Raw genomic sequence first — 19,451 nt, forward strand, 5'->3', positions numbered from 1 at the left:
ACGAAGCCACGCATAGAGTCGGGCTTCAATGGCTGACAACGGGAAATCACGAACGGGCTTCCGGCACGCGCGCTGCGGCATCGCTGCGGCGGTGGTTTTGCTGTCGCTCGGGCTTGCACGGGCCGAAAATACGCTGGACGTGGCGCCCGACCCCGATCTGAGCCGTGCCGAATATGAGAAGGTGTCGGCCGAGATCACGCTGTCGTCCGAACGGCTGGCCAAGCTCGCCGCCGACATTGCTTCGGTCAAGAAGGACCATGCCTCGATCACCGCGGCGCTTATCCAGTCGGCTATGACCGAGCAGAAGCTCGGCCAGGACATCGAGGATATCGGCGCCAGGCTCGAAGGACTGAAGGGCGAGGAACAGAAGATCCGTGTCTCGCTGGCGGCGCGGCGCGACGTGCTGGCCGAGGTGCTGGGCGCGCTGCAGCGCATGGGGCTCAATCCGCCGCCAGCGATCCTGGTCAAGCCGGAAGACGCGCTGTCGTCGGTGCGCAGCGCCATCCTGCTCGGCGCAGTGGTGCCCGAACTGCGCCAGCAGACCGACAAATTGCTGGCCGACCTCAGGGAACAGACCCGGGTGACGGCCTCGAGCGAGGCCTAGCGGACGCGGCTGACGGCGGCGGTCGGCGAGCAGACGGCGGAAAAGAAACGCCTCTCCATGCTGCTCGAAGCCAAGCAGAAGCTCGAGGCGGACACCTGGACGGCGATGGCCGCTGAAAAGCAGCGGTCCCAGGCGCTTGCGGCCAAGGCCGGCAGCCTGAAAGAGCTGATCGCTTCGCTTGAAGCCGACAAGAGCCGCAAGGCGGCGGATGCCGTCAAGGCAGGCGAACAGAAAGCGGCCGACAGCGATAAGCCGGACGCCGATAACGCCGATGCAGGCACAACCGCGTCGACGGAGCTGGCTTCGCTGCCCGTGCCGGAAGGCAACCGCCTCACCGCCGCCGCGCCGTTTTCGGCACTTCAGGGACAAGTCTCGCTGCCGGTCACCGGCAAGATCAAGCTGCGTTTCGGGGCCGATGACGGTAACGGCGCGGTGATGCTTGGCGACATGGTTGCGACACAATCGGGAGCCATCGTCACGGCACCGGCGGACGGAAATGTGCTTTATGCGGGGCCTTTTCGCTCCTATGGTCAACTCTTGATCCTCAATGCGGGAGACGGCTATCATGTCGTCCTGGCGGGGATGAGCAGAATCAGCGTCGCGTCTGGCCAGTCGGTGCTCGCAGGAGAGCCGGTCGGCGCGATGGGAGAGGCCCGGGTGGCAAGCACCTCGGCCTCGAAGAATGGAAATGCCACGCCGGAACTCTACGTCGAGTTCCGCAAGGATGGAAAACCCGTCGATCCGACCCCATGGTGGGCGGACCGCTTCTCTGGAAGGACGTGAAATGATGCGGAAACTGTCGCTTCTTATTGCCGGTGCGCTGATGGGCGCGTCAGCGATGAGCCTGGTCTATGGCGCGCCCGGCTCGACGGCGAACGCTGCAGGCTCCGAGACCTACAAGCAACTGGCGATCTTCGGCGACATCTTCGAGCGCGTGCGGGCGCAGTATGTGACGCCGCCGGACGACAAGTCGCTGGTCGAAAACGCCATCAACGGCATGCTCACCTCGCTCGACCCGCACTCTTCCTACATGAATGCCGAGCAGGCGCAGGACATGCGCGTGCAGACCAAGGGTGAGTTCGGCGGCCTCGGCATCGAGGTCACCATGGAGAACGACCTGGTCAAGGTGATCACGCCGATCGACGACACCCCGGCTGCCAAGGCAGGCGTGCTGGCCGGCGACTATATCGCCAAGATCGACGGCCAAGAGGTTCGCGGCCTGACGCTCAACGATGCAGTCGAAAAGATGCGCGGCCTGGTCAACACGCCGATCAAGCTGACCATCCTGCGCCAGGGCGCCGACAAGCCGATCGAGCTGACGGTGGTGCGCGATATCATCAAGGTCAAGGCGGTCAAGTTCCGGGTCGAGAACGACATCGGCTACATGAAGATCACCTCCTTCACCGAAAAGACCTATGACGACCTCGAGAATGCCATCGACACCATCAAGAAGCAGGTGCCGAACGACAAGCTCAAGGGCTATGTGCTCGATCTGCGCCTCAACCCGGGCGGCCTGCTCGACCAGGCGGTGAGCGTGTCCGACGCCTTCCTCGACCGTGGCGAGATCGTCTCGACCCGCGGCCGCGACCCGAAGGACGTCACACGCTTCGACGCCAAGGCAGGCGACGACATCGGCGCCAAGCCGCTGATCGTGCTCGTCAATGGCGGTTCGGCCAGCGCCTCCGAGATCGTCGCCGGCGCGCTGCAGGACCTGCGCCGCGCCACAGTGGTCGGCACGCAGTCCTTCGGCAAGGGCTCGGTGCAGACCATCATCCCGCTTGGCGAGAACGGCGCGCTGCGCCTGACGACGGCGCTCTATTACACGCCGTCCGGCAAGTCGATCCAGGGCAAGGGCATCACGCCCGACATCAAGGTCGACCAGCCGCTGCCGCCCGAACTGCAGGGCAGGGACCTGACCCGCGGTGAATCTGACCTCAAGGGCCACATCAAGGGCGCCGACGAGAGCGATACCGGTTCGGGCTCGGCTGCCTATGTGCCGCCGGATCCAAAGGACGATCTGCAGCTGATCTATGCCGAACAGCTGCTGCGCGGCCAGAAGTCCGACCCGGCATTCCCGCCGAATCCGGAGAAGGCAGTGCTTAACCAATAAAATCGACTGGTAGCTCTGGCTGCCCAATCGAAGCGATGCAATGCTGCCGGGACCGTGAGGTTCCGGCAGTTTGATTCGGGGGCAGCTGGGCGCTGCGCCTCAAAAGGCGCAGGGGACGCGCCGTCAGTTTTGGATCTGCGCATGGCGAAAAGATTTCGCTGATCACGCGCCCGGGGATGCGGCTTGGCTGACGTCGGCAAGGACATCGAACGCCCGCTCGGACAGACCGTCCGACCGCGTGCTGCGTCGCGCGGGATCAGCGCTGGCGCCGTCGCGGCGACGCTGGTCGTGCTGGCCGCGGTCGGCATCTCCGGCGCGATCGCGCTGCGCGAGAAGCCGTTCCGCAAACCGGAAGCAATCGCGGTCTCGACGCCAAAGGTGACGGCGGCGGCCGAGCCCGCGGCCGCAGCACCCACTGCTCAAGCGACGGCGGCAGCGCCGAAGGCGGAAACGCCCAAGGCCAGCGGTCCGCAGATCATCCATGTGCAAACCCAGGAGGGTGACGGCCCGCCCAATGCAGCCATTGTCATCCACGACCCGTCGACGATCGGCCAGAACCTGAAGATCGCGCATATCCCCGACAGGGCGCTGATCGAGGCCAGCGACACCGGCCCGTTGCCGGTTCGCGCCGCTGACGGCCGGCGGCCGTTCGATGTCTATGCGCGGCCGTGGTCGGGTTCGCGCGGCGCTCGCGTGGCAATCGTCATCGGCGGGCTTGCCGTGTCGCAGACCGGCACGCAGGCGGCAATCGCCAAGCTGCCGGCTGAAGTGACTTTGGCCTTTGCGCCGCAAGGCAACAGCATCGGCCGGTGGATGCAGGCGGCACGGCAGAGCGGGCATGAGGTGGTCATGCAGGTGCCGCTCGAACCGTTCGACTATCCCAATGTCAATCCCGGCCGCAACACGCTGACAGTGGCGGCAAGCCAGGACGACAATCTGAAGAATCTGCGCTGGGCGCTGTCGCGGACCACCAACTATACCGGCGTCATGAACTATATGGGGGCGCGCTTTTCGGCCGACGCGACAGCGATGGGGCCGTTCATGGCCGAGCTTGGCAAGCGCGGCCTTGCCTATATCGATGACGGCTCGTCCGCACGGAGCCTGGCGTCCGATCTCGCCTTGAAGGACGGTGTGCCGTTCGTCGCCGGCGATACGGCAATCGACGCCGTGCAGGACCGCGGCGCCATCCTGAAAAAGCTCGACGCGCTGGAAGCGACCGCGCGTGCGAAAGGCTCCGCCGTCGGCATCGGCTCGGCTTTCGACCTCACCGTCGACACCGTGGCGTTCTGGGCGGTCGAAGCGAAAAAGCGCGGCATCGAGATCGTGCCGATCTCGGCGGTGGCCATCGACCCGGAAAAGGGCTGACCGGCGCTTGTGGCGATTTTCAACGATGCCGAGAAAAGAGCTCTCTCTGGGCCTGATTGATTGAACCATCATCCCAGTCGACCTCGCGCTTTGATTGCGGGATGTGTCTCCGCCGATATTCGTTGTTGTAGAACAGGGTGCCGTGGATTCCGAGCACATCGCGTTTCAGGATGGGACGACCCCAAAGCGGCGCCAGCACGCGACCTGCCTCGTCTTCACCAAGCCGCTCAAATAAATCTTCGGCCAGTTCCATGTCTCTTCCATCCGGGAAGATGGCGGCGTACTCCTCCTCTGTTGCCTCGAACACGCTGAAGGTTGCGTTCAAGGCGCCGTCGATGATTTGAATATTTTTCATGGAATTACTCTGCCATTCGACCGCAACGGCGGCAACGGGGCCGGGTGGCAGTGACTGGAACGAACCCACGTTTTCCGCTTCCGGGGCAAGCCTACTTTGAGTACGCTCCGCTCCGGTTCTCGAAATCATTCGCCACTGCCTCGCCGGAGCGAATCTCAGAACGGCTTTAAACTCCGATGGCTAAAAAGATCGATCCCGAGACGCTGCCATACCGCCCCTGTGTCGGGCTGATGATCCTCAATGGCGACGGGCTGGTCTGGGTTGGGCACCGCATCGCCGAACCGGACAGCGAATTTGCCGGGACCACGCAGCTCTGGCAGATGCCGCAAGGCGGCATCGACGAGGGCGAGGAGCCGCTGCAGGCGGCCGGGCGCGAGCTCTATGAAGAGACCGGCATGCGCTCGGTCACGCTGCTGGCCGAGGCGCCGCATTGGATCAACTACGACCTGCCGCCCGGTCTGGTCGGCATCGCCCTCAAGGGCCGCTATCGCGGCCAGACGCAGAAATGGTTCGCCTACCGCTTTCACGGCGAGACCAGAGAGATCCAGATCAATCCGCCGCCGGGCGGCCACACCGCCGAATTCGATGAATGGGCATGGCGGCCGATGCAGGACCTGCCCGATCTGATAGTGCCGTTCAAACGCAAGGTCTATGAGGATGTGGTGGCGGCGTTCCGTCATCTTGCCTAGCTGGATGTGACGGTTCGCACGGCACCTGATTCGTGCTTTATTGATCGGGACACCCGCAGCCACGAGACCCATATGAACGACGCCGGGCAATGGCCTCTTAGCGCAGCGTATGGGCTGCCCCTCACCCGCCTGCCGGCTTTCGTCACTCGAAAAGCCAAGCAGTTGGCTTTTCGTCCGTTTTACGCCGACCGCTCCTCAACTCCCCGTATAGGGATAGGGAGAGATATCCGGCAGGACAATGAGGGGCAGCGCCGACTTCAGCGGGTCTGCGATGCATAAAGCCAAAGATACGATCAGCGAAGCGGCGGCCGGCGCCATTCTCACCATCGATCTCGGCGCTATCCGAGAGAATTACCGGCGGCTCAAGGCAAAGCTCGGCGGCGTGCGCTGCGCCGGCGTCGTCAAGGCCGACGGTTACGGGCTCGGCGCGCGGCAAGTGGCGGCGGCACTGGTTGCCGAAGGCTGCGACAGCTTCTTTGTCGCGCATCTCACCGAGGGTGTCGCGCTGCGCGACGCACTCGGACCGAAGCTGGAAATCCATGTGCTGAACGGGCTGCCGCCGGGCTCGGAACCCGAAGCGGTGGCTGCCGACCTTGTTCCCGTCATCAACAGTGGCGGACAATTGAAGGCGTGGAGCAAAGCCGGCCAGAAGGCCGGCCGCAAGCTCAAGGCCGCCATCCAGGTCGACAGCGGCATGTCGCGGCTGGGCATGGCGCCGGCAGAGGTCGAGGCGCTTACGGCCGATGCTTTCGCCGGCGTCGATGTCGTTCTCGTCATGAGCCATCTGGCCCGTGCGGACGAACCGACCAATGCGGCCAATGACGCGCAACTCAGGGAGTTCGAACGGCTGCGCAAAATGCTGCCCAAGGCGCCGGCGTCGCTGGACAATTCCTCCGGCATCTTTCTTGGGCCGCGCTATCAGTACGACCTCGCGCGTCCGGGCGCTGCGCTCTACGGCATCAATCCGACGCCTGATGAGGCGAACCCGATGCTGCCGGTGGTGCGGCTCGAGGCAAAGATCATCCAGACACGCGGCATCGATAAGGGCGCGGGCGTCGGCTACGGACATGCGTTTCTGGCCAGCGGTCCCTTGCGCGCGGCCACGATCTCGCTCGGCTATGCCGATGGCTGGCACCGGCGCGCGGCTTCGGCTGCCTGGCTCGACGGCGTGCGACTGCCCTTTGTCGGGCGGGTGTCGATGGATTCGATCATACTCGACATCTCGGCCCTGCCGGCCGGCCGGCTGCGCGAGGGCGACCTTGTCGAACTCCTGGGCCCCTCGCAGAGCGTCGATGACGCCGCCGGTCATGCCGGCACGATCGGTTATGAAATCCTGACCAGTCTCGGCCCCCGCTTCCACCGCCGCTATATCAACGAATAGAGCCGCGACACGCCGCCCCTTGGCGGACGCCGCAGAATCCGGCAGACAGGAGGCGGCGGCCCTCTGACGGAAGTCGTCGTGGAGAGTGATGCGATGAAGATCTTCGTGTTGGGCGGCGGCGTTATCGGGGTCACCACTGCCTATTATCTCGCTGAGGCCGGCCACGAGGTGACGGTGTTCGACCGCCAGAAAGGGCCGGCGCTGGAAACCAGCTTCGCCAATGCCGGCGAGATCTCGCCGGGCTATGCTTCGCCCTGGGCCGGCCCCGGCATTCCGCTGAAGGCAATCAAGTGGCTGTTGATGAAGCACGGCCCGCTGGTGGTGCGGCCGGCCTTCGATCCGTATATGTGGACATGGCTCATCAAGATGCTGCGCAATTGCACCGCGGATCGCTACGCCATCAACAAGGCGCGCATGGTGCCGCTCGCCGAATACAGCCGCGACACGCTGAAGGCGCTGCGCGAGGCGACCGGCATCGCTTATGATGAGCGGACCAAGGGCACGCTGCAGCTGTTTCGCACGCAAAAGCAGATCGACGGCACCGGCGGCGATGTCGAGGTGCTGAAGAAATATGGCGTTCCCTACGAGTTGCTCGATCCCGAAGGCTGCATTGGGGCCGAGCCGGCGCTGGCCGGCGTGCGGGAAAAGTTTGTCGGCGGGCTGAGATTGCCCGGCGACGAAACTGGCGACTGCAAGATGTTCACCGATCGGCTGGCCGAGCTCTGCGTGGCGCGCGGCGTCACGTTCGAGTACGGCACGCAGATCCGGCGCTTCTCCAAGAACCGCAATCGCATCGTCAGCGTCGGCACCGACCAGCGCTCGCGCGCGGCCGACGCTTATGTGCTGGCGCTGGGCAGCTATTCGGCGCGCTTCATGCGCCTGCTCAGGCGCCCGATCCCGGTCTATCCGGTCAAGGGCTATTCGATCACCGTTCCGATCAAGGACGCGGTCGCCGCCCCGGTGTCGACGGTAATGGACGAAACCTACAAGGTGGCGATCACCAGGCTCGGCGACCGCATCCGCGTCGGCGGCACGGCGGAGATTTCCGGCTTCGATCTCAGGCTGCATGAATCGCGCCGGCGCACCCTCGAACATTCGGTCGGCGATCTGTTCCCGGATGGCGGCGACCTCAATGCGGCGTCCTTCTGGTGCGGGCTGCGGCCGATGACGCCGGACGGGCCGCCGCTGGTCGGCCGCACCGAGTTCTCCAACCTCTATCTCAACACCGGGCACGGCACGCTTGGCTGGACCATGGCCTGCGGCTCGGCCAAGGTGCTGTCCGACATCATCTCCAGCAAGGTGCCTGATATCGATGTGCGGGAGCTGGGGCCGGAGCGGTATTTGAGGTAGGGGTGCTTTTTAAAGCTCGCGGGCCAGCACCCCCTCTGTCCTACCGGACAGAGGGGGTGTAAAGGATCGCTACAGAACGGCATTCCTTCAGCCTCGCCAGCCTCTCAAAACGCCTCCTTCACCCAGCCCTTCGAGAACAGCCACCGGTAGGCCCAGGGGATCATTACCTTGGTCGATACCGGATTCGAATGGGCGACATAGTCGTCGTAGACCGGCTGCATCCTGGCGTAGAAGGCAGGGTCGAGCACCGTCATGCCGTTCTCCAGATCGTGGAAGAAACTGCGGTTGTTGAGATTGACCGACGAGATCGTCACCAGCCTTTCGTCGATCATCATGATCTTGGAGTGCAGCACGACATCGGGCGCCTTGAATTCGCGGATGTTGATGCGGTCGCCATATTTCTCGACGAACAGCTTGTTGAGCGCGGTCAGCAGCTTGCCGCCAATATCGCCCTTGAGGTCGATGCGGCCGACAATGTCGATCCTGACGCCGCGCGCCAGCGCCCGCTCGATGGCCAGGCTGAGCTTCGGCGTCAGATTAAGGTAGGGATTGACGATCTCGATATGGTGCCGGGCAGTGTCGATCAGCTCGACGAAATAGGTCTCGAGCGCATGGTTGTCCTCGTAGGGCACGGAAATGAAATGGCGCACCGTGCCCGGCAGGCGCCGGCTGTCGGAGCGCACCGGAATGGAGAAGGGTCTTGCGATGTTGGTGTCGGCGTCGCGCAGCCACAATGTCGAGAGATGCGCGGCCAGCGTCTCGACCGTGGCCCGGTCGGCAAACTCGATGTCGAAATCGCTCCAGTTCGAATAGTAGTTGAGCGAGAGGCCGTCGGTCTTGCCGTATTGCTCGAGGTTCGGATAGCGCGACAGGTCGATCGGCTTGTGGAACAGGAAGCCGTCATGAATGTTGCGGCCGCCGATGATGACGCGCGAGCGGGCTGGATCCTCGGCAAGTGTCGCCAGCATCTTGACGTGATGGGTCTTGTGCAGCTGTGACAGTTGCTCGTCGACCGGCGCGCCGTGGTCGGCCCGCCAACGATATTCCTGCAACTCGACATTGGGATAATCGGCCGCCAGCCGGTGCAGCAGGGCATCGTCCTTGTCGCGCTCCAGCACGTCTGTGACCATGATGCGCACTTTGGTGCCGAGGGCTGCGTGATGGCGGATCAGCCGCTCGATGACGCGGCCGGAAAAATCGGCCTTGAACTCCAGCGACGACAGATAGACCAGCTTGAGTTTCGGCGCGCGCGAGAAATCGAGCGGCAGTTCGGGGTCGGCCTTGTCAAAGGCGCTGTCGGGTAAAGGCGCGCCGAGCAGCGCTTCGACCTTGGCGTTGAAGCCGTCGCGCGACTTGCGTAACAGGCGCGGTGACCCGAGCGGCAGCGAACAGCTCTGCGACAGCCAGCGGCCGGCGTAGAAGACGCGGGCGAGTTCATCCAGGCCGGATGGACCGGGCACTGGACAACGCTCGTAGCGGCTGTCGAGCGCGGCTATCGCCGGATAGGCAACCTCTTCGCGCAGGATGGTGAGCGGGGCGCCTGCCGGCGCCAGACTGGAGCTGAGCTTGAGACTGCAGCGGTTCAAACCATCGCTGGGGAACAGGCTGGCGGTTTGCCCGGCCGACAGGCGGAGGCGGAAGGCGGCACCGCTCGCCACGCTGCGCGAGCCACCGCCGGCGCGAATCGCCAGCGCCCCGTCGCAGGCGCCCGATATCTCAACCGGCTGCTTTCCCGCCTGGCGCATCACGATCTCGATCGAGCGCGCCTGCAGGCCGGAAAAGCTGAACGTCTTTGGCGCGGAGGGCCGCGCGGCGGCGTTGACATAGAGCGTCTGCCGCGACACGCGCCAACGGCCGTTGAAATGGCCTTCGCCGGCTGTGCCGCTCACTGCCGGCATCTGTTCGGCGGTAACCGGCTTCGCCAGCCGTTCCAGCGTCCGGTAGGTGGCCTGGAAATCGCGGTTGGCGATGGCGTGGCGGTCATGTCCGAACGGACCGGTGCCGTTCGCCCTGTCGATGGCCCCGATCTGGTTGTGGGCGAGCAGCGCCAGAAACTGCCTTTCATAGTCGCTGGCACCGGCATCGCCGAAAAACGCTGCTGCTGCAGTCTGCGGTCCGGGCGTGCCGGCCGATACGGACGGCCGGCCGCAATCCTTCGCATCGGGGAAGAAATCGCAGCTGTGCCGGATCGGGGCGGCGCAACCGGCAAGGGCCGCCAGCCCCAGCCCGGCCAAGGCCAGGCAGATGGCGCGGTTCATCCGGTCGCACCGTTCATCGTCTTCAGTTCAGCCGGATCGCGCGGCGGCAGGAAGCCATGCGGAAACACCTTGCAGACGGGAAGCGCGAAAGTGGCGATCAAAAGCTCGGCCTCGCCGCGCATCTTTTTCGGCGCTGTCTTGTCATCACGGATCGCCTTTGCCGAGGCGACGAGCGCGCCGTCGCAGTCGCAATGATTATGGCGCGCGATGTAGCAGGCGTCATGGATTTGGCAGGCGCTGTCGAGGCGATTGACAGGGCGAGCCGAGAGGTCGCCGGTGCGGGTGCCGGGACCGCAGTAATTGCCGAAGACGAAAGGCGACGGGCGGGCCATTGCGATACGGACCGGCTTGGGCAGTTCGGCTTCCGGAACTACGGTCCATGGATTGGCGCAGGCGGAAAGCGCGACAAGCGGCAAGATGGCGAGCACCGCTCGCATTTTGATCCGCACCAGCTTTGCAAAAAAGTGTCCCACCCGGCGCAGCCAATCCTTAATGATAGGCGACATCGCGCTTGTTGCCACACTGCCCGATTTTGTGGCGAGGGCAAGGCGGCGCGGCCATCAGACAAACAGCCCGCGCTCTCTCTCGACTGCCTTGGTGATGAAGTTGGCGACGATCTGCACGCGGCGCAGTGGCCGGACCGATTCATGATAGACCAGCCAGTAGGCGCGGCGGATCGGCGTCACGATGTTAACGGGGATCAGCTCCGGCATCGAGCGGGCGACAAAGGTGTGCAAGATGCCGATGCCGGCGCCCGACCGCACCGCTTCGGCCTGGCCCAGCGCTGAGGAGATGGCGAAGCTGGTGCGCCAGTCCGGGCTGAACTCTGCCGCATAGTCGAGCGACGGGCTGACGATCAGGTCTGGGACATAGCCGATCAGCGTATGCTGGCCGAGTTCGGCAGCGGTTTCGGGTAAGCCGTGCGCCTGCGCATAGGCGCGCGAGGCAAACAGGCCGAGTGTGTAGTCGACCAGCTTTCCCGCCACCAGCCTGCCTTCGCTCGGCCGCTCGACGGTGATGGCGATGTCGGCCTCGCGCCGCGACAGCGAGAAGGAGCGCGGCACCGGCACCAGCTGGATGGTGAGTTCGCGGTGCAGCGCGGTCAGCGCGCCAAGACGCGTGGCGAGGAATGCAACGCCAAACCCGTCGGGCGCGCCGATGCGCACGGTGCCTGAGATATCGTCGCCTTCGCCCGACACGGCGGAGCGCGCGGCGATCATGTCGGCTTCCATACGCTCGGCAATGTCGAGAAAGCGCTGGCCGGCCGGCGTCAGCTCGCTGCCGGTGGTAAGCCGGCGAAACAGTTTTGTCCGTAACGCATCCTCAAGCGCTGCGATGCGGCGCGAGACGGTGGCGTGATTGAGTTCCAGCCGCTTGGCGGCGCCAAGGATCTGCCCGGCGCGGGCCACGGCGAGGAAGATGCGGACATCATCCCAGTTCATGGGGGTGGTCCGGGCTAGCGGCGAACGCGGCGTTCCCGCCCACCCCCCTCTGGCCTGCCGGCCATCTCCCCCGCAAGGAGGGAGATTGGCAGCTCCGCCACCTGCGTCTCTTTTGGTGCGTTGAAGATTTGCGAAGGCGGCAGCCACATCTGATCTCCCCCCTTGCGGGGGAGATGTCCGGCAGGACAGAGGGGGGTGTGACGGAGCGCAACCTTCGGGCCTTTCAGCAATCTGTAATTTGCGGCAATTAATGCACGCTTGTCCTTCGTTGTCTATTTCCCGCACAACGGTTGCGTTTCCCCTCGCGTTGCCTTCGCGCCTGCAAAGGGGTTGAATGCGCCATCACAAACTCAGGGAGAGAAACCATGATCGAATACGGTCATTTCATCGGCGGCAAGCATGTCGCCGGGACCAGCGGGCGCAAGCAGGACGTCATGCAGCCGATGGACGGCTCGGTGCGCGGCACGGTGGCGCTGGCGTCGCCGCCGGAACTGCGTGCGGCTGTCCTGAATGCCAAGGAAGCACAGATCAAATGGGCTGCGACCAACCCGCAGCGGCGTGTGCGCGTGCTGATGAAGTTTCTTGAACTGGTTGCCCGCGACTATGACGAACTGGCCGATCTCCTGGCGCGCGAGCACGGCAAGACCATCGCCGACGCCAAGGGCGACATCCAGCGCGGCCTCGAAGTGGTCGAAGTCTGCATCGGTGCGCCGCACATGATGAAGGGCGAGTTCACCGACGGCGCCGGCCCCGGCATCGATGTCTATTCGATGCGCCAGCCGCTTGGCGTCGTTGCCGGCATCACCCCGTTCAATTTCCCGGCGATGATCCCGCTGTGGAAGATTGCCCCGGCGCTGGCCTGCGGCAACGCCTTTATCCTGAAGCCTTCCGAGCGTGACCCTGGCGTGCCGATGCGCATCGCCGAACTGTTCCTCGAGGCTGGCCTGCCGGCTGGCGTTCTCAACGTCGTCAATGGCGACAAGGATGTCGTCGACGCCATCCTCGACGATCCTGATATCAAGGCTATCGGCTTTGTCGGCTCGACGCCGATCGCGCATTACATCTACTCGCGCGGCACGGCCGCGGGAAAACGCGTGCAGTGCTTCGGCGGCGCCAAGAACCACATGATCATCATGCCCGATGCCGACATGGACCAGACCGTCGATGCGCTGATCGGCGCGGGCTACGGCTCGGCCGGCGAGCGCTGCATGGCGATCTCGGTTGCCGTTCCCGTCGGCAACGACACCGCCAACCGGCTGATGGAAAAGCTGATCCCGCGTGTCGAAAGCCTCAAAGTCGGCCCGTCGACGGATTCGTCCGCCGATTTCGGCCCGCTGGTCACGGCGCAGGCATTGGAACGCGTCAAGGGTTATGTCGACACCGGCGTCAAGGAAGGCGCCAAGCTGGTCGTCGATGGCCGCGGCTTCTCCATGCAGGGCTACGAGGATGGCTACTATATGGGCGGCTGCCTGTTCGACAATGTGACCGCCGACATGCGCATCTACAAGGAAGAGATTTTTGGCCCGGTGCTGTCAGTGGTGCGTGCGCCGACCTATGAGAGCGCCATCAAGCTCGCCAACGATCATGAGATGGGCAATGGCGTCGCCATCTTCACCCGTGACGGTGATGCTGCTCGTGATTTTGCTTCGCGCGTCCAGGTCGGCATGGTCGGCATCAACGTGCCGATCCCGGTTCCGATCGCTTACTACACGTTCGGCGGCTGGAAGGCGTCGTCCTTCGGCGACCTCAACCAGCACGGCCCGGACGCGTTCCGCTTCTACACCAAGACCAAGACGGTGACCTCGCGCTGGCCCTCCGGCGTCAAGGACGGTGCCGAGTTCGTCATCCCGACGATGAACTGACCGGACGATTTCGAAGATCGGCAAGAAGGCCTGGGTTCAACGTCCCGGGCCTTTCTTTGTACGAAACCGACATTGGCCATCACGTTCAAGCGATGGAACCAAGAGCCTGTCATCTGCCTTAAATTGCATTCCTGCCGTGGTGCAGGCCATCAAAATAGCGCCGGTAGCAGCCGGGGTTCTCGTCTGGCGCAAGGAGGTGTCAGATGACACGACGTCTTGTGGCGGCGATGTTCTTTGCGGTGTTCGCGATGTCCGGCATCGCTCAGGCCAAAGCCGATCAATGCGCGGCGCGGACCGACCTGGTCAAGGCGCTCGGCGAGAAGTTCCACGAAAACCAAGCCGCACGTGGCCTGGTGAACCCAAATGTGGTGCTTGAGATATTCGTCTCCGACCAGGGCACCTGGACCATCCTGGCCACCGACACACACGGCCAAAGCTGCATCATCACGGCTGGCGAAGGCTGGGACGGGGCGACCATGGCCGCAGTCTTGCCGGGCACCTGATAAAGACCGGTCGGAAGTCTGGAGCAGAGACGGAGTTCAGCGTGTGGCTGCCACTTCGGCATGGCCGCGCAGCAGTGCCATAAGGCGTTTGGCGTCCTTGGCGGCAGCCTCTTCGTCACCGGCCAGGATCGAGCGGATTAGCGCGACGTGGTGCTCAGCCGATTCGGCCAGTCCTGTGTCGGCCTTGTAGCGAAACCAGAAGCGGCGGCTGTGGGCCTGCAGGGGCGCGGCCAGACGGGCCGCAAACGGGTTGTCGGCGGCCATCGCCAGGGCCTCGTCGAGCGCCTTGTCGGCCTGGATGAAGGCCAGCACATTGCCCGAGATGACGGCCTTCTGCATGGCAAGGGCTGCCTCATGAAACAGATCGGCGGCCTCGCGGGTGACGAAGCGGGCGGCCGAGCGCGCCAGCACCACCTCGACGCCGCGCCTGGCATCCAGCACGCGCAGCCAGTCGCCGGGATGCAGCGGGGCAATGGCGATGCCGGCGCGTGGCCTGACATCCAGCAGTCCCTCCCAGGCGAGGCGCTGGATCGCTTCGCGCACCGGCGTGCGGCCAAGCGCCAGCTTCTCGATGAGGGCGCCTTCGGTGACAAAGCTCGCCGGCGCCAGTTCCAACGTCACGATCATATGCTCGAGTACATGGTAGGCCTTGGCGGCGGCCGGCTCGGGGTATGCTGTCTCACTGGATATCAAAGGGGGCTCCTGATATATCTTCCATATATCATAATGGATTCCGCGTTGACAGCCGGTTTTTCAACAGATATACGACTGATATATCAGATGGAGAGACGATCATGTGGACCGGAGTTTTCCCCGCCGTCACGACCAAGTTTACTGATGACGACCGCCTCGACCATGCCGAGATGGAGCGCTGCTTTGCTTTGCAGATGGAGGCCGGTTGCGACGGCATCATCGTCTGCGGTTCGCTCGGCGAAGGCCCGATGCTGTCGCATGACGAGAAGATCGAGGTGCTGAAGACTGCCCAGAAAGTTGCCGGCAGCAAGCCGGTTCTGCTGACGGTCAACGAGGCAGGCACCCGCGAGGCGGCGAGCATCGCAAAGCGCGCGAGCCGGGAAGGCGCCAACGGGCTGATGGTGGTACCGAGCCCGATCTATCACACCAACCCGGAAGAGACGGTCGCCGCCTTGCGCGCCGTCGCTCAGGCCGGCGACCTGCCGGTGATGATCTACTCCAACCGCCTCGCCTACCGCGTCGACGTCACCGTCGACCAGATGGAGGAACTGGCCGCCGACAAGCGCTTCGTCGCCATCAAGGAGTCCTCCGACGACATCCGCCGCTCGACAGAGATCATCAACCGCTTCGGGGACCGCTACGATCTGTTCACCGGCGTCGACAATCTCGCCTTCGAGGCGCTGTCGGTGGGCGCCATCGGCTGGGTGGCGGGTCTGGTCGTCGCCTTCCCGCGCGAGACCGTCGCCATCTACCAGCTGATGAAGCAGGGCCGCCGCGAGGAGGCGCTTTCGATCTACCGCTGGTTCCGCCCCCTGCTCGATCTCGATGTCTCGACCTATCTGGTACAAAATATCAAGCTTGCCGAAGTGTTCGCGATCGACACAAATGACCGCGTGCGCATGCCGCGCCAGCCGCTGTCGGGCGAGCGCCGCAAGACAGTCGAGAAGATCATCAATGACGCGCTGGCGGTACGGCCGAAGCTGCCGCAGTTCTGAAGGCTTTCTTCTCCCCGTGCACGGGGAGAAGATGGCGGCAGCCAGATGAGGGGCAGCGCCGACGTGCAAGGAAATTCCAGGGACACAGAGGAGGGCCGCCGCCCCTCATCCGCCCTTCGGGCCCCGCAGCCCTTCGCTGGCGCTCCGGGCGTTCGTCGTTCGGAAAGCCAAGCAGTCGGCTTTTCCACCGCTTCGCGGACCGCTCCTCACCCCCGTGAACGGGGAGAAGGGGTAGATATCGCCATTATCGGTGGCGGCATTGTCGGCATCTGCGCGGCGGCCATGCTGGCCGAGGCCGGGCGCAGCGTCACGGTCTTCGACCGCACCGGCATCTGCGAGGAGACGAGCTCCGGCAATGCCGCCGCCTTCGCCTTCTCCGACGTGCTGCCGCTGGCGCATAAGGGCATGATGCGGCACTTGCCGAAATGGCTTGCCGATCCGCTCGGGCCACTCAGCATCCCGCCAGCCTATCTGCCGAAGCTGTTGCCTTGGCTGTTGCGCTTCTGGCGCGCCGGCGCACCAGAAAAATATGAGGCGAGCCTTGCTGCTCAGGCAGGCATGATGAAGCTCGCCGAGGCTGAATGGATGGGCCTGCTCGACCGTTCCGGCACGCGGCTGATGCTGCGCGAGGACGGCTCGCTGGAGCTTTATGAAAGCGAGGCCGAATTTCAGGCCGGGCTGCCGGGCTGGGCGGCGCGCGAGCGCTTCGGCATCGGCTTTCGCCATGTCGAAGGCGACGAACTGGCGCGGCTGCAGCCGGGACTGTCGCCGCGCTTCATCAAGGGCACCTTCGTGCCGGGCTGGAAGACCGTCGCCGATCCGAAACTGCTCGGCAAGGGGGTGTGGGCCTATGCCGAAAGGCTGGGCGCGCGTTTCGAAAAGGCGCACATAGAGCGCGTCGCCGCCAATCCTGATGGCGCGACGCTGACGCTGACGGACGGCACGACCAGGCAGGCAAGACATCTTGTCGTGGCCGCCGGGGCATGGTCGCATCTGCTGACGAAGGCGCTTGGCGACACCATCCCGCTCGAAACCGAGCGCGGCTACAACACGACACTGCCGAAGACCGCTTTCGACGTGCAGCGGATGCTGATCTTTTCCGGCCATGGCTTCGTCATCACGCCACTCGAGACGGGCTTGCGCGTCGGCGGCGCCGTCGAGTTGGGCGGTCTCGACCGGCCGCCGAATTTTGCGCGCTCGAAGGCCATGCTGGAAAAAGCCAGACAATTTCTTCCGGGGCTGGACGCGTCACGTGGCCGCGAATGGATGGGCTATCGCCCGTCGCTGCCGGATTCGTTGCCCGTCATCGGCACGGCGCGAACCGCGTCCAACGTCGTCTACGCCTTTGGCCATGGCCATCTCGGCCTGACCCAGGCGGCGGCCAGCGGCCGCTTGATCCGCGATCTTGTTCTCGGGCAAACTTCGCCGATCGATCTTGCTCCCTTCAGCCCGCAACGGTTTTGAGTTAGAGGAAATCATGGCCAAAAAATCCTTCTTTTGCATCGACGGCCATACCTGCGGCAATCCGGTGCGGCTGGTCGCCGGCGGCGGCCCTTTGCTTCAGGGGTCGACGATGATGGAGCGGCGGGCGCATTTCCTGGCGGAGTATGACTGGATCCGCACCGGGCTGATGTTCGAGCCGCGCGGCCACGATGTCATGTCGGGCTCGATCCTCTATCCGCCGACGCGCGAGGATTGCGACATAGCCATCCTGTTCATCGAGACGTCGGGCTGCCTGCCGATGTGCGGCCACGGCACGATCGGCACGGTGACGATGGCCATCGAACATGGGCTGATCAAGCCGAAGACACCCGGCGTGCTCCGGCTCGACACACCGGCCGGGCTGGTTATCGCCGAATACAAACAAGTCGGCGACTATGTCGAGGAGGTGCGCATCACGAATGTGCCGTCCTTCCTTTATGCCGAGGGACTGACGGTCGACTGCCCGCAGCTTGGCGAGATCACTGTCGATGTCGCCTATGGCGGCAATTTCTACGCAATCGTCGAGCCGCAGGCGAATTTTCGCGACATGGCTGATTATTCCGCCAGCGATTTCATCGCCTGGAGCCCCGTGGTGCGGCAGCGGCTCAACGAGAAGTACTCGTTCGTGCATCCGGAAAACCCCGGCATCAACCGGCTGTCCCACATGCTGTGGACGGGCGAGCCGACAGTGGAGGGGGCCGACGCACGCAACGCCGTCTTCTATGGCGACAAGGCGATCGACCGCTCACCTTGCGGCACCGGCACCTCGGCGCGCATGGCGCAGCTCCATGCCAAGGGCAAGCTCAAGGCCGGCGACAGTTTTGTCCACGAATCGATCATCGGCTCGCTGTTCAAGGGCAAGGTCGAGAAGGACGTCACTGTTGCCGGCAAGCCGGCCATCATTCCCTCGATCGGCGGCTGGGCGCGGATGACCGGCCTGAACACCATCTTCATCGACGACCGCGATCCGTTCGCGCACGGTTTTGTGGTTAAGTGATACGGTAGGCTGCCGATCATCCACCGAGACCAGGACTTGGACCCAGAGCGGGACCTCTTGGCGAAACCAGTCAGCGGAAGGTTAGCGCGTTGGGCGAGGCATCCACCGCCATAGTCGGAAGTAACCCATGTTGCAGCTGGTCAGTACGGAATGTGGCTAAAAAACGAAGCCCGCCAACAACGCAAAGATTCGTCTCATCACCTAATTTTGACCGGGATTTCTTCGAGATGAGGTCGCTAGTCCGGCTGAATCGTCAAAGACATTGCGTTATGCCAATGATAGGGTCCGCGATAGTCCAGGGGTCGGAAGCAAAAAAACGGGCAATCGGAAGGCGTGCCGGCAAAACACGCTCGACGTTTGAAAAATCACGTTGCAATCCGGGCTCGAAACTTTACGACTAGGGGAAATACGAAAAGGAATGCGTCTGCATGGGCGACATTCCAGGGGAGCCATGTACACATGCAGTACTTTGTCCAGCAGCTTATCAATGGGCTGACGCTGGGATCGATCTATGGGCTGATCGCAATCGGCTACACGATGGTCTACGGCATCATCGGCATGATCAACTTCGCCCACGGCGACATTTTCATGGTCGGGGCATTCGCCGCCCTCGTCGTCTTCCTCATCCTCGGCTCCTTGTTCTATTCGGTGCCGGTCGTCCTGGCGCTGCTGATCATGATGATCGTGGCGATGCTGCTCACCAGCCTCTACAACTGGACGATCGAGAAGGTGGCCTACCGGCCGCTGCGCGGTTCGTTCCGGCTGGCGCCGCTGATCACCGCCATCGGCATGTCGATCGCGCTGTCGAACTTCATCCAGGTGACGCAAGGCCCGCGCAACAAGCCGATCCCGCCGATGGTCAGCCAAGTCTACAACATCAACGGCATCAGCGTGTCGCTGAAGCAGATCATCATCGTCGTCGTCACCGCCCTGCTGCTGGCGCTGTTCTGGTACCTGGTCAACAGGACTTCCCTCGGCCGGGCGCAAAGGGCGTGCGAGCAGGACCGCAAGATGGCGGCGCTGCTCGGCGTCGATGTCGACCGTACGATCTCGATCACCTTCATCATGGGTGCAGCGCTTGCGGCCGTCGCGGGCACGTTATTCCTGATGTATTACGGCGTCATCGCCTTTTCCGACGGCTTTGTGCCGGGGGTCAAGGCCTTCACTGCGGCCGTTCTCGGCGGCATCGGGTCTCTGCCGGGCGCGGTGCTTGGCGGGCTTTTGATCGGCTTCATCGAGAGCATGTGGTCGGCGTATTTCTCGATCGACTACAAGGACGTCGCGGCGTTCTCGATCCTGGCGATCGTGCTGATCTTCCTGCCTTCCGGCATTTTGGGCCGGCCAGAAGTCGAAAAGGTCTGAGAC

Annotated in this window: 16 protein-coding genes and 1 pseudogene; 12 read left to right on the forward strand and 5 right to left on the reverse strand. The window is 63.8% G+C overall.

The window, feature by feature from the left end:
* Nucleotides 1–28: 28 nt before the first annotated feature.
* The 3 genes and pseudogenes from NKI06_RS07845 (at nucleotide 29) to NKI06_RS07855 (ending at nucleotide 4,079) form a co-directional block, all read left to right on the forward strand.
* Nucleotides 29–1,387, forward strand: a pseudogene (locus NKI06_RS07845) (murein hydrolase activator EnvC family protein).
* Between the two features lies 1 nt (nucleotide 1,388).
* Nucleotides 1,389–2,714, forward strand: a complete 1,326-nt coding sequence (locus NKI06_RS07850) for a S41 family peptidase (protein WP_352984761.1) — start codon at nucleotides 1,389–1,391, stop codon at nucleotides 2,712–2,714.
* 183 nt (nucleotides 2,715–2,897) lie between these two features.
* A complete protein-coding gene (locus NKI06_RS07855; protein WP_023726151.1) occupies nucleotides 2,898–4,079 on the forward strand; it encodes a divergent polysaccharide deacetylase family protein in 1,182 nt (393 codons plus the stop codon).
* A gap of 19 nt (nucleotides 4,080–4,098) precedes the next feature.
* Here NKI06_RS07855 and NKI06_RS07860 read toward each other — a convergent pair whose 3' ends face one another.
* Nucleotides 4,099–4,563: a DUF8220 family protein gene (locus NKI06_RS07860; RefSeq protein ID WP_245261401.1), complete on the reverse strand. Its 465-nt coding sequence runs from the start codon at nucleotides 4,561–4,563 to the stop codon at nucleotides 4,099–4,101.
* 47 nt (nucleotides 4,564–4,610) lie between these two features.
* Between NKI06_RS07860 and NKI06_RS07865 the strand changes: the two genes are divergently transcribed.
* The 3 genes from NKI06_RS07865 to NKI06_RS07875 all read left to right on the forward strand — a co-directional run bounded on the left by NKI06_RS07865 (nucleotide 4,611) and on the right by NKI06_RS07875 (nucleotide 7,854).
* Nucleotides 4,611–5,123 carry an RNA pyrophosphohydrolase gene (locus NKI06_RS07865; RefSeq protein ID WP_023688910.1) on the forward strand — a complete coding sequence of 171 codons (513 nt, stop codon included), beginning with the start codon at nucleotides 4,611–4,613 and terminating at the stop codon, nucleotides 5,121–5,123.
* Nucleotides 5,124–5,394: 271 nt separating this feature from the next.
* A complete protein-coding gene (gene alr, locus NKI06_RS07870) occupies nucleotides 5,395–6,504 on the forward strand; it encodes an alanine racemase (protein WP_031197166.1) in 1,110 nt (369 codons plus the stop codon).
* Between the two features lie 93 nt (nucleotides 6,505–6,597).
* Complete coding sequence (locus tag NKI06_RS07875) at nucleotides 6,598–7,854, forward strand: D-amino acid dehydrogenase (protein WP_352984763.1); 1,257 nt, start codon at nucleotides 6,598–6,600, stop codon at nucleotides 7,852–7,854.
* Nucleotides 7,855–7,958: 104 nt separating this feature from the next.
* On the opposite strand, the gene NKI06_RS07880 is transcribed toward NKI06_RS07875, so the two are convergent.
* The 3 genes from NKI06_RS07880 to NKI06_RS07890 all read right to left on the reverse strand — a co-directional run bounded on the left by NKI06_RS07880 (nucleotide 7,959) and on the right by NKI06_RS07890 (nucleotide 11,554).
* Entirely contained in the window at nucleotides 7,959–10,112 is a 2,154-nt protein-coding gene (locus tag NKI06_RS07880) for a phospholipase D-like domain-containing protein (RefSeq protein WP_352984765.1), read from the reverse strand.
* Nucleotides 10,109–10,549: a phospholipase A2 family protein gene (locus NKI06_RS07885; RefSeq protein WP_023728660.1), complete on the reverse strand. Its 441-nt coding sequence runs from the start codon at nucleotides 10,547–10,549 to the stop codon at nucleotides 10,109–10,111. The genes NKI06_RS07880 and NKI06_RS07885 overlap by 4 nt, the downstream gene beginning before the upstream one ends.
* A 123-nt stretch (nucleotides 10,550–10,672) precedes the next feature.
* Nucleotides 10,673–11,554 carry a LysR family transcriptional regulator gene (locus tag NKI06_RS07890; protein ID WP_023806585.1) on the reverse strand — a complete coding sequence of 294 codons (882 nt, stop codon included), beginning with the start codon at nucleotides 11,552–11,554 and terminating at the stop codon, nucleotides 10,673–10,675.
* Between the two features lie 365 nt (nucleotides 11,555–11,919).
* Here NKI06_RS07890 and NKI06_RS07895 point away from each other — a divergent pair, with 365 nt between their 5' ends.
* On the forward strand, nucleotides 11,920–13,416 hold the full coding sequence (locus NKI06_RS07895) for a CoA-acylating methylmalonate-semialdehyde dehydrogenase (RefSeq protein WP_352984767.1): 1,497 nt from the start codon (nucleotides 11,920–11,922) through the stop codon (nucleotides 13,414–13,416).
* 203 nt (nucleotides 13,417–13,619) lie between these two features.
* Nucleotides 13,620–13,919, forward strand: coding sequence for a hypothetical protein (locus NKI06_RS07900; RefSeq protein WP_023688917.1), 300 nt, complete (start codon nucleotides 13,620–13,622; stop codon nucleotides 13,917–13,919).
* 36 nt (nucleotides 13,920–13,955) lie between these two features.
* Here the strand turns inward: NKI06_RS07900 and NKI06_RS07905 are convergent, their stop codons facing one another.
* Nucleotides 13,956–14,546: a GntR family transcriptional regulator gene (locus NKI06_RS07905; RefSeq protein WP_502900582.1), complete on the reverse strand. Its 591-nt coding sequence runs from the start codon at nucleotides 14,544–14,546 to the stop codon at nucleotides 13,956–13,958.
* Between the two features lie 167 nt (nucleotides 14,547–14,713).
* Here NKI06_RS07905 and NKI06_RS07910 point away from each other — a divergent pair, with 167 nt between their 5' ends.
* The 4 genes from NKI06_RS07910 to NKI06_RS07925 all read left to right on the forward strand — a co-directional run bounded on the left by NKI06_RS07910 (nucleotide 14,714) and on the right by NKI06_RS07925 (nucleotide 19,448).
* Nucleotides 14,714–15,607, forward strand: coding sequence for a dihydrodipicolinate synthase family protein (locus NKI06_RS07910; protein ID WP_352984769.1), 894 nt, complete (start codon nucleotides 14,714–14,716; stop codon nucleotides 15,605–15,607).
* Between the two features lie 45 nt (nucleotides 15,608–15,652).
* The gene (locus NKI06_RS07915; protein WP_352984770.1) at nucleotides 15,653–17,071 is read left to right on the forward strand and encodes an NAD(P)/FAD-dependent oxidoreductase; all 1,419 of its coding nucleotides are present in this window, start codon (nucleotides 15,653–15,655) and stop codon (nucleotides 17,069–17,071) included.
* A 13-nt stretch (nucleotides 17,072–17,084) separates the two neighbouring features.
* Nucleotides 17,085–18,086 (forward strand): 4-hydroxyproline epimerase, encoded by a 1,002-nt coding sequence (locus NKI06_RS07920; protein WP_023752640.1) that lies wholly within the window; start codon nucleotides 17,085–17,087, stop codon nucleotides 18,084–18,086.
* A gap of 459 nt (nucleotides 18,087–18,545) precedes the next feature.
* Complete coding sequence (locus tag NKI06_RS07925) at nucleotides 18,546–19,448, forward strand: branched-chain amino acid ABC transporter permease (protein WP_023668715.1); 903 nt, start codon at nucleotides 18,546–18,548, stop codon at nucleotides 19,446–19,448.
* Nucleotides 19,449–19,451: the final 3 nt, after the last annotated feature.

It is taken from the genome of Mesorhizobium sp. M0772 (genome assembly GCF_040320135.1).
Classification (GTDB): domain Bacteria; phylum Pseudomonadota; class Alphaproteobacteria; order Rhizobiales; family Rhizobiaceae; genus Mesorhizobium.